Source organism: Nostoc sp. (genome assembly GCF_036917355.1).
Taxonomy (GTDB): domain Bacteria; phylum Cyanobacteriota; class Cyanobacteriia; order Cyanobacteriales; family Nostocaceae; genus Nostoc.
In genome coordinates this window covers 48,898-62,993 of record NZ_JBALDP010000034.1, presented here as the reverse complement: position 1 = coordinate 62,993, position 14,096 = coordinate 48,898, and the positions used below count along the sequence as shown (strand labels likewise).

Here is a 14,096-nt window from a genome sequence, read left to right as displayed (position 1 = left end):
GGCTGGTATGTCTAAGTACGACTCCCATTTGAAATGTTCATTTTGTGGCAAGTCTCAAGAGCAGGTGCGTAAATTAATCGCAGGGCCGGGAGTCTACATCTGCGATGAATGCGTTGACTTGTGTAATGAAATACTAGACGAGGAGTTACTCGATACTAATGGTGCGGCAGCACAACCAGCACCAAGAGCAGAGCCACCGGAAAAACGGCGTACTCACTCTGCTAGTATTTCGTTTAATCAAATACCCAAGCCAAGAGAGATTAAAAAGTATCTCGACGAACACGTTATTGGTCAAGACGAAGCGAAGAAAGTTCTGTCAGTAGCTGTTTACAATCACTACAAGCGGCTGGCAGTCATTCAGTCTAAAGCCAGTGGCAAACCTGGGTCAGATGATGCCATAGAACTGCAAAAATCCAACATCTTGTTAATCGGCCCGACTGGTTGCGGCAAAACTCTCTTAGCGCAAACTCTAGCGAAAATCTTGGATGTACCCTTTGCCGTAGCCGATGCGACGACGCTGACAGAAGCAGGGTATGTGGGAGAAGATGTGGAAAATATCTTGCTGCGACTGTTGCAGGTGGCAGATTTGGATATAGAAGAAGCGCAACGGGGAATTATTTACATTGACGAAATTGACAAAATTGCTCGTAAGAGCGAGAACACGTCAATTACCCGCGATGTTTCTGGCGAAGGCGTGCAGCAAGCCTTGCTGAAAATGTTAGAGGGAACGATCGCTAATGTACCACCCCAAGGAGGGCGCAAGCATCCTTATCAAGACTGCATCCAGATTGATACAAGTAATATTTTGTTCGTCTGTGGTGGTGCCTTCGTGGGCTTAGAAAAAATTGTAGATCAGAGAGTTGGCAAAAAAGCAATCGGTTTTGTACAACCGGGGGAAGGCCAATCAAAAGAGAAACGAGCAGCAGACACCCTTCGCCATCTAGAACCGGATGATTTAGTAAAATTTGGCCTGATTCCAGAATTTATTGGGCGGATGCCAATGGTAGCAGTAGTAGATCCGCTAGATGAAGAAGCGCTGATGGCGATTCTTACCCAACCACGCAGCGCCTTAGTCAAGCAGTACCAAAAGCTGCTGAAGATGGATAATGTCCAGCTAGATTTTAAAGCAGATGCTTTACGAGCGATCGCTCAAGAAGCTTACCGCCGTAAAACTGGCGCGAGAGCATTACGCGGTATTGTTGAAGAACTGATGCTGGATGTAATGTATGAGTTACCATCCCGTAAGGATGTGACACGCTGTACAGTTACAAGGGAAATGGTCGAGAAGCGATCGACTGCTGAACTGATAATCCATCCGTCTTCACTACCGAAGCCAGAATCAGCTTAATAGTCATTAGTCACTTGTACTGAGTTTCGGCTGCGCTCAACTACCGCGTAGTCGTTGGCGTGGTAACAGAGCGTAGTCGAAGTGTAGCCTCTCCAAGAGTTGTATTGGTCATTAGTCATTGGTCAAAAAATAAGGAATAATAACCATATACCAGGGACTAATGACAACTGACAAAGGACAAATGACTAATGCCTTATATTAATGTTCGTGGCGTTGAGCATTACTACGAATGGGTGAAAAAACCATCCGGTTCTTTGGTAAAACCAGTGATGGTTTTCATGCATGGTTGGGCTGGTTCGGCTAGATATTGGCAAAATACTGCTGATGCTTTATCAGAGCAATTTGATTGTTTACTCTACGATATGCGGGGATTTGGCCGTTCTGGTGGGAAGCCAACCATAGCCGAAGCAAGTGAAGCTGTCGCCGAATCGGAATCCCCCCAGGAAAAATCAGAGGCAATTGAAGAGCTAACCTATGAATTAGAGGAATACGCTGATGATTTGGCAGCTTTGTTAGATGGGTTGCATCTCCAGCGTGTTTATATTAATGCTCATTCGATGGGCGCTTCTGTTGCCACTTTATTTTTTAACCGCTATCCCGAACGAGTAGAACGAGGAATTTTAACTTGTAGCGGTATTTTTGAGTACGACGAAAAATCTTTTAGTGCCTTTCATAAATTTGGTGGCTATGTAGTAAAATTCCGTCCCAAGTGGTTAAGCAAAATTCCATTTGTTGACCGTATGTTTATGGCCCGATTTCTGCATAGTTCGATACCACATTCTGAGCGGCAAGCTTTTTTGGAAGATTTTCTCGAAGCAGATTATGATGCGGCTTTAGGAACAATTTTTACTTCAGTCAGTAAGGCTCAATCTGAAGTGATGCCGCAAGAGTTTGCCAAGCTAACAGTGCCGACTCTGCTTGTGGCGGGGGAGTATGACAAAATTATTCCAGCCGAGATGGGGCGTCAAGCAGCTGCATTGAATGACAAAGTTAAATTTGTGATGATTCGTAACACAGCGCATTTTCCTATGTTGGAAGATGCGCCAACTTATATGCAACAGGTACAAGAGTTTTTGCAAATTAACACCCCACAACCACAAGTCGGATAACTGCCGGCGGTTTTTTAGACAGTTAAGTGTACCTGTGTGATACCTTGACGCATTTTGTATTGTCGCCTTAACCAAGACTTTTTAATTATTTTACGGAGTAAGGGAGCAAGTTGAATCAACAGCGATCGCAGCAGTGCATTTTTTCGCAGTAGTTCGCCTTGTTTCGCTTCCTCTAATTGGAGCTGCTGGGCGCGGATAATTTCTGGCTGACGTTCTGCTTGGATGTGCGATAGTGCCATATCAATATCCTGGTGTCCGGCTTTTTTTTGCAACAGTGGCACAAGATGATTAGCAGCGACAATCACATCACGGAATGCGAGATTAATTCCTTGGGCACGGACGGGAGACATTGGGTGTGCAGCGTCACCTAGAAGCAGTACTCCTGGTGCGTGCCATTGGGGACAATAACCAACCACAACAGAAAGCCGAATGGGAGATTCGATGGTGTCTGCATGATTACGGAAATGCTCTGCTAGCCATGAGGGGGATAGTGAGGCAAAAATCTCTGCCCAGTTGGCTTGTTTGGAGTCAGTATTTTCGGTTGCCGACATCACCCAAGCTAGATGTAGTTTTCCTGATTCTGCTCCGTGAAAGATGGTAAATACGCGATCGCCATTTACAATAGTACGAAACACATTATCGGCTGCAAACTCAGGGCTGGCGGCAAGTTTAAACCAGAGAATATCAATATTTTTGGGCTGACGTACCAATTCCAATCCTATACGTTGTCGCACAAGAGAATTTCGACCATCTGCCCCAATCACTAAGTCAGCAGCAAATTCTTTCCCATCGCTCAGTACTACACCTGCAACACGTTGGTTACTCCACAGCAAATCTTTGACAGGAATACCCTGAATAAATTCAAATCCATCATTGTTTTGAGCTTCCGAAATAAGTGCTTTGAGTAGCGGTGGTTGTGAAACGAGCGTACAGGGTCGGGTTGCTCCCATTGGTTCATCAACTCGAAACAACTGCTTGTCCCCGATAATAAATTCCCACGCGTCGAGTTGCCGATGGGGAATATGTTCCAACAAGGCTGATAAACCCATTTCCTCTAGGGCATCTAAGCCACTGGGCATTAATCCTTCGCCGCGAAATACACGATGAAAGTCTTTTGCTGCTTCAATTAACGTTACAGCAATACCACGTTTTACAAGGAGCAGCGCAAGGGTTACACCTGTTGGGCCTGCGCCCACAATCACAATCTGCACTATCCTATCCCTCCTGTATCAGTTGCTCTCAAAGATGTTGGTAGAATTATCTTGAGATTAACTTAAACCCAGTTCTCGTTTTAGCAAGTTAATCGAGTTAGCGCCGATATAATTTTCAACCTTAATCAGCTTTGGTGGACGAATAATATCTTCATCAGATGCTTGCACGGCTGCTTGTACTGCCGCAAAACTAGCTTGGTCGCTGATAATGACCTCAGCCCGCTTAACCATTGCCTGAAGTTTATAAGCATCTTTTGGTTGCGAAGTCATCACCAATAGTTCATCGCCCCGCAAACCGTGGAGGATGACTTCTGCGGCTCGTGCAATCCCGGAACTGAGGCTAACTATCCCAACACAGTTTTCTTTTGGTAGGGTTTTCAAGAGGCTAAGTTCTTTGCTGTAGTCGTAGATATCTAGAGGAATTACCCGTGCAGCTTTTGGAGCTGCGATCGCTTCCACATTACTGATAAAATACCGACTGGTGACTACTGTCGCAGAGGTGGTTTTATCTAGCACAGCTGTTAATTCTTCCATTGCTACCAACTGCACTGGAATTTTTAGCGATCGCTCTAATTCATAGACCATCAACTCACCAGCACCCATGTCATAAGATGGCACTGCAACCAGTACCCGCGCACTACAACGCAAGCGCCAGTCGATTTCCGCTAAAAATAGCTCTCTAGCTTGATTCAGCGAACATCCTTGAGAGAGCAACTCGTCAAGTGCTTGCTGGACAACTTGATATGCATCAGGATTTTGTTTGAGAATTGGTGATTGCAGCCTACTACCGCCCTCATGACCTTGGGCACGAACATAAATACCCGAACCAGCCATACTTTCAACAAATCCGTCTTCCTCAAGTTGACGGTAAACCTTACTTATGGTGTTACGGTGTAAACCCGTTTGCATTGCCAGCGCCCGTGTGCTTGGTAATTTGTAAGCCGGGGGATATTGTCGAGAAGCGATCGCAAATCGGATTTGATTAAACAGCTGGGTTGATGCGGGAATTTCGCTGTCTGGCTGAATACGGAATTGAATCATCACCAAACCTCCTGAATACTAAGTGCTAATGAGTGCTGAGTTTTGAATATTAAGTGTTGCTTTTATACTCAACACTTTTAACTCAGCCCTCCTTTTGTGACCAGCTACATTTGCTACATCTCAAATAGGTTTATTTACATATAAAGTTTTTCTGATAGAAATTTCTAATGCGCTCACTATTGGTTATTGATAATTTAATTAGAAAAAAGCTAGGCATACTGGCATAGTTATATCAAATAAACACACAGCTAATCACATAGCACTGGTAAAAATTATTATGACAGAGCAAGCAACAAGTACCACAACGGTTAATCTTTTGCAAGATAATATTCAAGTATCTGCTTATCTAGCAGAGCCAAAAGAACCTGGATCTTACCCAGGAGTTGTAGTATTACAGGAAATTTTTGGTATCAACGCTCACATTCGGGAAGTTACAGAACGGATTGCCCAACTTGGGTATGTAGCGATCGCACCTGCCCTTTTTCAACGGATTGCTCCTGGCTTTGAAACCGGATACACACCCGAAGATATTGAAACGGGCAGAAGCTATGCCATGCAAACTCAAGCCTCAGAGTTATTAAGCGATATTCAATTAGCAATTGACTACCTCAAAAATCTGCCTCAAGTGAAAAAAGATGGTTTTGGCTGTATTGGCTTCTGCTTTGGCGGTCATGTCGCATATCTTGCAGCCACCTTGCCAGATATTAAAGCTACAGCTTCCTTCTACGGTGCTGGAATTACCACTCGCACACCAGGAGGTGGCGCTCCTACTGTTACCCGCACCAGAGAAATTCCAGGCACTCTCTATGCCTTCTTTGGCACAGAAGATGCTAGCATCCCAGCCGAACAAGTAGATGAGATTGCAACAGAGTTAGAAAAATATAAAATTCCTCATCGCGTGTTTCGCTACGATGGAGCTGATCACGGATTTTTCTGTAACCACCGTGCCAGTTATAATCCTAAAGCTGCGGCCGATGCATGGGAGCAAGTAAAACAACTCTTTGGTCAACTAAACTGAAGCATACGCAGCCAAGTTCGTCATTGGTCATTGGTCATTGGTGAATACAAAGGACAAATGACAAATGACAAATGACAATCTAAACTTCAGTTGCACCATATCAAATAACAACTAATCTTCAAAAGTCATGAATTCCGAATCGAAACTTTCTCAAACAGCCAATTCGCCCTTTACAATGGACGATTTTGCCAAAGCACTAGAAAAACACGACTACCAATTTCAAAAGGGACAGCTTGTACATGGCAAAGTGTTCCAACTTGACCATGATGGAGCTTATGTGGATATTGGTGGCAAGTCGTCAGCTTTTCTGCCGCGCGATGAGGCTTCTTTGAGAGCAGTTACCGATTTATCGGAAGTGCTGCCATTGCAAGAGGAAATGCAGTTTTTGATTATCCGAGATCAAGATGCAGAAGGGCAAGTTACCCTTTCTCGAAAGCAGTTGGAAATCCAGCACATCTGGGAACGACTGACCGAAATGCAGGAAAATGCTCAAACTGTGCAAGTACGAGTTATGGGTGTGAATAAAGGTGGTGTCACCGTCGATATTCTTTCTTTGCGGGGATTTATTCCGCGATCGCACCTGGCAGAGCGTGATAACTTAGAAGCACTCAAAGGTCAAAATCTGACTGTGGGTTTTTTGGAAATTAATAAAAACACCAACAAACTTATCCTTTCTCAGCGTTTAGCAACTCGTTCTAGCAACTTCAGCTTATTAGAACTAGGTCAACTGGTGGAAGGTAAAGTTACTGGCATCAAACCTTTTGGTGTATTTGTCGATTTAAGTGGGATGAGTGCCCTACTTCATATCAAGCAGGTAAGCCAGAAATTTATTGATTCTTTAGAAAAAGTCTTTCAAGTTGGTCAGCCAATTAAAGCTGTAATTATTGACTTGGATGAAGGTAAAGGACGGGTTGCTCTTTCTACCAGAGTTTTGGAAAACTTTCCTGGCGAAGTGCTAGAGAATTTTGATGAGGTAATGGCTTCAGCAGAGGCGCGTGCTAATAGAGCTAATAACAAAGCGCCTGAATAGTTTTGAGGTGGGCTGCTTGCACAAAGTATAAATAGTGCGTAGGCGTAGGTAGCTCGTCGTAGACATCACACCTGCTGTATGTAGGATTAATCGGTGAATACTGCTCAAAAATCGATCAAAAATCCAAGTTGTGGGTTATTTTATCACTCCCCCTGCATCTTTAAAGATGTAGGGGGATTGAAAATTAGGAAAACTTTTAACGCAATACGGTTCAGTTAACAAAATTGTAGGTTGTGTGAAGCAAAGCGCAACCCAACAAAGCTTACAGCTATTTTCAGGTAAATAGACCACGCGGTAGGGGCACAGCATTGCTGTGCCCTTACGATAGATGTGGTTCAAATAGATGAAAATTGCTGTAAGGTTTTTGGCGCTAACCCAAGCGTATTGACTTTTAACGAACTCACCTTTCTTAGTACTTTTTCAAGCTAGCATCGAGGGTTTTTAGTAAACACTTTAGTGATTAGAAAATAAAGACTAAAGCTATTACTAAAAAAAATTATTAACTATTAAGATAAACTTGACATCATAATAGCTTCTAGCTAGTAATGTAGGTAAAACAATAATTTTAGTTAGCTTCAGATAACTTTCACTTTGAAGCACATAAATTTTTCTGAGGAAGACGTGTAGGCAATGGCAAAATTCTGCAAGAGGTCTACCGCATAAATATTTTGTGTTACGATTTAAATACTTACCTACTTGTGAATTTAATTATTCCAGTTGAAAAACGCTACGATTTACCGCAAAACTTTACCCAGTTAAATTATATAACTGAAAAATTATTTATGAATGTTAGTACAGATCGGACACTTATTCACCAGAAAATATATGCGAAAGAATTACGTTCACTGATGCCACCTGAAGCATTTATTCCCGATCCAAGTAAGTTAATTATCTTGTTCATTAGTCTGGCGATTTTGATTCTAGGTTGGATGATAGCGGCGCGGTTAGATTCTTGGTCGCCATACCTTTTATGGCTTTATGTACCTTTAAGCATAATTATGGGCAATAGCGTGGTTGTCTTACTATTTAGCACCCACGATTTGATGCATGGTAGCGTAATTAAAAACCCGCGGTTAATCTATATAATTAGCTTTCTAGGACTAACAATGTTGTGGATGCCGCCAACATTATGGAAAGCAGTTCATAATAGAGTACATCATAATCACACTAACGATTTAGACGACCCAGATCGTAATTACTTATATGAACAATCTTCAACCTGGGGAAAATGGATTCAGGATTTATTTGTACCTTCAACTGAAGTCAATCCTATATGGTTCATAGTGGGAATGACTTCTGCTTGGGGAGTACATACTTTTCGTAATGTGACATCTGTGCTATTTTTCAATCATAAATCCGTCGATTATGTTCCTGCTGCATTTACAGTCAGTCCTAAAGATCGTCGAGCGATCGCAGGGGAATTATTGATGATGATCGTCATTCATCTGAGTATCCTCATCTATCTCCAATTTGACCCCATAAAGCTCATACTTGGTTACTTTTTACCGATTGCAATTGGTTATGCTGGAGTAATTTTTTATATTTATACAAATCATTTACTTTGTCGCATGACTAGTGTAAACGATCCACTAATTAATAGTATGTCTTTGCGGGTTTACAAAATATTTGACTTGTTGCATTTAAATTTCTCTCATCACACTGAACATCATATTTTCCCAGGAATGAACTCGGATTATTATGTTATAGTTAGGGATTTGTTAGAAACTCACTATTCTAAAAACTTTAATTTATTGGATGCTGGAGAAGCTTGGTATTTGCTGCTGAAAACTCCCCGGCATTATAGAGATGAAAATACTCTTACAGATTGGTCAGGCGAAAAGTCTGTTCCTTGTCCTACAAGCGACAGTTAAAAAAGACTCTTGTAAATGAATACGCTGCTAAATACTGAGGATTTTGCAATAAATATTGACCATAGTTCAAGCCAGGGAATAAGCCGAAAAAGTCACGATGGACAATAACTAGTACTGTAAAACGGAATTAAAAATGAATCTAACATAAGCATTTCATTGATTTGGAATGGGTGGTTTATTTACGCCGTGTTGTACTAGTTAATTTATCGAAACAATATATAAAGTCGAATTTAATAAGCAAAATGGCATTTGACTTACTCAAACCCCAGTTTGTTTATTCAAAAGCTGTGTTTGCTTTCTCATTTCAGTGTTTTCCGCAAGTAAAATGACCTTTGACTTATTCAAACCCCAGTTTGCTTTCTCATTTTGGTGTTTTCCGCAAGCAAAATGACCTTTGACTTATTCAAACTCCAGTTTGCTTTCTCATTTTAGTGTTTTCCGCAAGTAAAATGACCTTTGACTTATTCAAACCCCAGTTTGCTTTCTCATTTTGGTGTTTTCCGCAAGTAATCAAGCATATCAAGAAAGCAATATGCTTGATTGCTTACTCATACCAGTAATTCTCACAGTTATGACAACTATTTCTTTACGATTACTTTTCTCTATCTTTATCTAATGCTTCTTGGATTGCACGAGGCAAAACCCTTATAATCTTTCTTTAATTGCTTCTTTATTCATTGTTTTGTCTCCTCTGCATCCCCGACATCCCCCTTTTTCGTGTTGCATCCTCCTATTAATCTATCCCTGACATTTACAAAAATATGGGGGATCATTTTCAAAGTATTAAAATGAATAAGGTGTGACTTATTGGCGTGAGACTATCTTGAGTATGGTAACAAAGTATAAAAATATGCTCATATCTCTTTTTAAGTATTACTCAATGGATTTTGAGCATATGAGCATATATCGAGCAGTTTGACAACTATAAACGCTGTAACTATTCAATTTAGGTATTTATATGTTTCTGGTAACTGGAGCAACGGGAGGAATTGGTCGCAGAGTTGTGCGACTCCTACGACAACGAGAACAGTCTGTGCGGGCATTTGTCCGCCTTACTTCGCGCTATAGCGAGTTAGAACATCGGGGTGCAGAAATCTTCATTGGTGACTTGCTAGAAGAAAAAGATATCCAGAAAGCGAGTCAGGATGTGCGGTATATTATCAGCGCCCACGGTTCTGATAGCGATGCTCTATCTTTAGATTACCGCGCCAATATTGAACTCATCGACCAGGCAAAAGCCAATGGCGTAGAGCATTTTGTTTTCATTTCCGTACTGGGAGCCGATCGCGGTTATGAAGATGCTCCTGTTTTCAAAGCTAAACGAGCAGTAGAGCGATATTTAGCAGCTAGTGGCTTAAATTACACTATTTTGCGCCCATCTGGATTAGCATCTAACTTGCTGCCACTAGTAGAACGATTTCGGGAAACGGGATTGTATCTGCTGGTTGGCGATCGCAAAAACCGTACCTCAATTGTCAGTACTGATGATTTGGCAAGGATAGTTGTGGATTCTGTGACAGTTGAAGGCGCTCGCAACCAGATTTTACCCGTCGGAGGGCCAGAGATTTTATTGCGAGAAGATATTCCCCGGATTTTTGGTCGGATTTTCGCCAAAGAACCAGTAATAATTAACTCACCCCTATTTCTCATTGATGGGTTACAGAGTGCATTGGGTTTATTTAATCCCCAAACCCAAAAAGCTTTGGGCACTTATCGTACATTGCTAGCAAATGAATTTTTCTGCACAAAAGATGAAATTGCCAATTTAGAGACAATTTTTAACTTCCAATTAGAGACATTAGACAGTTTTTTGCGGCGCTATTTAGCAGTTTGAATAGTCATTAGTCATTAGTCAATTGTACTGAGCGTTCGCGTAGCGTCTCGTAGAGAAGCCGAAGTATTGGTCATTCGTGAATAATCAAGGACAAATGACAAATGACAAATGACAAATGACAAAGGACAAAAATATATGGTAAATGCTGCTCAAGCACGTCAAACAAAAGAGCGATTCGCTAAACCGGAAGAACAACTTACTTATGAGTTGGGGAAGGCGGTACAGGAATTGCCACCCCTGTACACTAGATTATTAGCGGGAACGATGAGCGCCATCGTATTTGGGACGATCGCTTGGGCGTACTTCTCGCAAATAGATGAAGTAGCAACAGCACCAGGGGAATTAATTGCTTCTACACAGGTAAGACCGGTGACATCTTTGGGTGGAGGGTCAATTGTCGCTGTTAAAGTACAAGAAGGCGATCGCGTTACTAAAGGTCAAATTCTGATTCAAAAAGATCCAGACTTGCAAATAACCGACGTTTCCCGCCTAGCTAAATCTACTAGATTGATTCAAGACGATTTACAGCGTTTGGATGCAGAACGTGTTGGAGGCAAAACTACTGGGACGAAACTGCAAGATGAACTTTTAAGCTCCCGCCTGCAAGACTACCAAGCGCGTCAAGCAGCAGCAGAAGCAGAAGCAAATCGCCAAATAGCACTCATCGATCAAGCTAAAGTCCGCTTGAGTCGATTGCAAGATAACTTAGTTAATGCTAAAAGCAGCTTTGCGAATGCTCAAACCAACCTTGTCAATGCAGATAGCATCCGAATTAAAATTGAAAGTAATTTAGCCCTGGCTCAAGAAAGGGAAAAAAGCCTACGTACTCTAATTACTCCTGGCGCTGTGCCTCGTGTTGATTACCTGGATGCCCAAGAAAGATTAACTCGTGCAAAGACAGAAATCACTAGAGCGCAAGATGAAGTCATCAACGCCCAGAATAGAATCACAGAAGCTCAAGATAAAGTCACATCATTAGAAAAAGATATTGCGGCTCAAGTCCAAGAAATTCGCCAAGCAGAACAAGCTTACAACGCTGCACGCAGTCAGGCCCAGCGTGTAGCATCAGAACGCCAAAGCGAAATTTTGACGCAGTTTAATAAGCGTAAAGAAGAACTGACAACTGTTCAAGGTCAATTAGAGCAGGCGAGGAAGCAACAAGCTTTAGAAACGATTGAGGCTCCCGTAGCCGGTACAATTTATAAAGTCAAAGCCACCAAGGGGCCAGTACAATCGGGTGAAGAATTGCTGTCAATTTTGCCGGAAGGCGAAGAAATGCTTCTAGAGGTGAAAGTTCTCAACCGCGATATTGGGTTTATTCGTCAGGGAATGAAGGCAAAAGTGAAAATGGCGACTTTTCCCTTCCAAGAATTTGGCATTGTGGATGGCGAAGTTATGCAAGTCAGTCCAAATGCAATTGCTGATAAAGAATTGGGTTTAGTTTTTCCAACGAGAATTAAGCTAAATAAACACGCAGTCAATGTTCGGGGTCAAGAAGTAGAATTTACACCAGGGATGGCTGCTACAGGTGAAATTGTCACTCGTAAAAAATCAATTTTGACATTCATCACTGAGCCTGTGACACGGCGTTTCAATGAAGCATTTTCTGTTAGATAGAACAGTCTGTTAGATTAGCCACAAGTAAGGGTTTAGCATTGTTAAACCCCTACATTTATCCACGACAGACGAGCAGTATTGAACTTAACTGCAAATCGCTATAATTTTCAAGCTATACCCAAAAATTTTCTATACTGATCTATTTGTTTTTGCATTCCCTCTAGTAGTTTGGCAAAATCTGGATTATTTTCATCTTGATTGCTATTCACATTGATACTGCCCAGAATCTTCTCATAGTTTTGAAATTGCGACCATAATTCTGGATTTGTTGATATGTTATTACCTTCGCCTGATATCAAATATTTTGTGATTTCTGTAATTGCCTGACCAATCACAGGGCTAAAATCAGAATTATTCCAACTAGCGGTCGTCTCTGGTGTTAGATATCTTGCAGATTCTATAATTCCCTGACCGATTAGAGAGTCGAAATTGGAATTATTAAAACTAGCAATCTTTTCTGGGGTTAGATATCTTGTGGATTCTGTAATTCCCTGACCGATTAGAGAGCCAAAATTGGAACTATTAAAACTAGAGCTTGTAATTTGTGTACTATTTCCTGCGGTTTGTGCAATCACCTGACTCGCTAGAGAGCTGACATTAGAAATTTTAAAACTAGAGCTTGTAGTTTGTGTGTTATTTCCTGCGGTTTGTGCAATCACTTGACTCGCTAGAGAACTGACATTAGAAATCTTCAAACTAGAGCTTGTAGTTTGTGTACTATTTCCTGCGGTTTCTGTGACAATCTGACGTACTTGGGCATCAGTCAGGGTGGAGTTAGCACTAAGCATCAGGGCAACGATACCAGCAACGTGAGGAGCAGCCATAGATGTGCCGCTATAAGTTGCATACTGATTATTCGGAACTGATGAATAAACCTTGACTCCTGGAGCTGTGACGTAAGCGATTGGATTTGTTCCAGAGCGGTTAGAAAAGTCGGCCAAATTATTATTTTTATCTACTGCCCCAACGGCAATTCCCGACTTGGATGCATAGCGAGCGGGATAGTCTGGTGATGAGTCACCATCATTACCTGCTGCCATAACGACAATTACTCCTTTACTGCTGGCATAGTTAATGGCTGACTCTAAAGTGCGATTAGAAGATGCGCCTCCTAAGCTGAGGTTAATCACATTAGCTCCATTATCTACAGCGTAGCGAATACCTTTAGATATGGAACTATAGGAACCAGAACCGGAGCTATCTAAAGCTTTGACAGGCATAATCTTGGCATCGTAGGCAATACCAGTGACACCGTAGTTATTATTTTCTCCGGCGATCGTGCCGGAAACATGAGTACCATGACCGTTGTCATCTAGGGTGTTGTTGTTTTTATCGGCAAAGTTCCAGCCGTAATTATCATCAATATAGCCATTTCCATCATCATCTATACCGTTACCCGCAATTTCCTTAGTATTCGTCCAAATATTATTTTTTAAATCTTCGTGGTTGTAATCAACTCCAGTATCTACAACAGCGACAATAACGCCTTTACCTGTATATCCTTGTGCCCAAACTTCCGGTGCTTTAACCATGTCTGCTCCCCAATTATTGCCACCCAGATCGGGAACATCAGCAAAGGTATTCTGACCAATAGCTCTAGCCACTGCTGCTGCTCCATTAATCAAGCCATAGCCATTAGTGGAGTTATAATTTTGAGTGCTAAAAGTATTAGTAGTAGCGTTATTGCTATTTTCAGATTCATCGCTATTTAGTAACCGCACATCAGCATTTGCTGAGTTATAGCTACTACGTCTGCTGAAGTTGAGGCTGTAGTTATCTTTTGTATTAAAGCTATCTAATGAGGAGATTGAAGTGGCATTTAGCTGTTTCTTTGACAATATATTGTTATTAACATCATCAATGTGCATAAAATTTTTCTCAAAGATAGCAACCGTTTTTTGACAGTTTGAAGTCTTGAAACCTTTACAATAAAAAGATTTCAATGGGTGATTCAAACTTCATTCTCAATAATTACTATGGAATCTAATAACAAAATGCTAATTTTATTACCAAAAAA

10 protein-coding genes are annotated in these 14,096 nt (G+C 41.5%); 7 read left to right on the top strand and 3 right to left on the bottom strand.

What is annotated here, in order from left to right; translation table 11 throughout:
- Window positions 1-7 precede the first annotated feature (7 nt).
- On the top strand, window positions 8-1,348 hold the full coding sequence (clpX, locus tag V7K53_RS09860; RefSeq protein ID WP_292730369.1) for an ATP-dependent protease ATP-binding subunit ClpX: 1,341 nt from the start codon (window positions 8-10) through the stop codon (window positions 1,346-1,348).
- A 188-nt stretch (window positions 1,349-1,536) separates the two neighbouring features.
- Window positions 1,537-2,457 carry an alpha/beta fold hydrolase gene (locus tag V7K53_RS09855; RefSeq protein ID WP_335197339.1) on the top strand — a complete coding sequence of 307 codons (921 nt, stop codon included), beginning with the start codon at window positions 1,537-1,539 and terminating at the stop codon, window positions 2,455-2,457.
- A gap of 14 nt (window positions 2,458-2,471) precedes the next feature.
- On the opposite strand, the gene V7K53_RS09850 is transcribed toward V7K53_RS09855, so the two are convergent.
- Both V7K53_RS09850 and V7K53_RS09845 read right to left on the bottom strand, forming a co-directional pair.
- A complete protein-coding gene (locus tag V7K53_RS09850; protein ID WP_335197404.1) occupies window positions 2,472-3,671 on the bottom strand; it encodes an FAD-dependent monooxygenase in 1,200 nt (399 codons plus the stop codon).
- A gap of 54 nt (window positions 3,672-3,725) precedes the next feature.
- Window positions 3,726-4,709, bottom strand: coding sequence for a GntR family transcriptional regulator (locus V7K53_RS09845; protein WP_104905920.1), 984 nt, complete (start codon window positions 4,707-4,709; stop codon window positions 3,726-3,728).
- A 277-nt stretch (window positions 4,710-4,986) separates the two neighbouring features.
- Here V7K53_RS09845 and V7K53_RS09840 point away from each other — a divergent pair, with 277 nt between their 5' ends.
- The 5 genes from V7K53_RS09840 to V7K53_RS09820 all read left to right on the top strand — a co-directional run bounded on the left by V7K53_RS09840 (window position 4,987) and on the right by V7K53_RS09820 (window position 12,079).
- Window positions 4,987-5,727 carry a dienelactone hydrolase family protein gene (locus V7K53_RS09840; RefSeq protein ID WP_335197338.1) on the top strand — a complete coding sequence of 247 codons (741 nt, stop codon included), beginning with the start codon at window positions 4,987-4,989 and terminating at the stop codon, window positions 5,725-5,727.
- Between the two features lie 127 nt (window positions 5,728-5,854).
- Window positions 5,855-6,757 (top strand): S1 RNA-binding domain-containing protein, encoded by a 903-nt coding sequence (locus tag V7K53_RS09835; RefSeq protein ID WP_335197337.1) that lies wholly within the window; start codon window positions 5,855-5,857, stop codon window positions 6,755-6,757.
- Window positions 6,758-7,455: 698 nt separating this feature from the next.
- Window positions 7,456-8,628: a fatty acid desaturase family protein gene (locus V7K53_RS09830; protein WP_335197336.1), complete on the top strand. Its 1,173-nt coding sequence runs from the start codon at window positions 7,456-7,458 to the stop codon at window positions 8,626-8,628.
- 958 nt (window positions 8,629-9,586) lie between these two features.
- Complete coding sequence (locus V7K53_RS09825; RefSeq protein ID WP_335197335.1) at window positions 9,587-10,462, top strand: SDR family oxidoreductase; 876 nt, start codon at window positions 9,587-9,589, stop codon at window positions 10,460-10,462.
- 108 nt (window positions 10,463-10,570) lie between these two features.
- On the top strand, window positions 10,571-12,079 hold the full coding sequence (locus tag V7K53_RS09820) for an HlyD family efflux transporter periplasmic adaptor subunit (RefSeq protein ID WP_335197334.1): 1,509 nt from the start codon (window positions 10,571-10,573) through the stop codon (window positions 12,077-12,079).
- A 107-nt stretch (window positions 12,080-12,186) separates the two neighbouring features.
- Here V7K53_RS09820 and V7K53_RS09815 read toward each other — a convergent pair whose 3' ends face one another.
- Window positions 12,187-13,947, bottom strand: a complete 1,761-nt coding sequence (locus tag V7K53_RS09815; protein ID WP_335197333.1) for a S8 family peptidase — start codon at window positions 13,945-13,947, stop codon at window positions 12,187-12,189.
- Window positions 13,948-14,096: the final 149 nt, after the last annotated feature.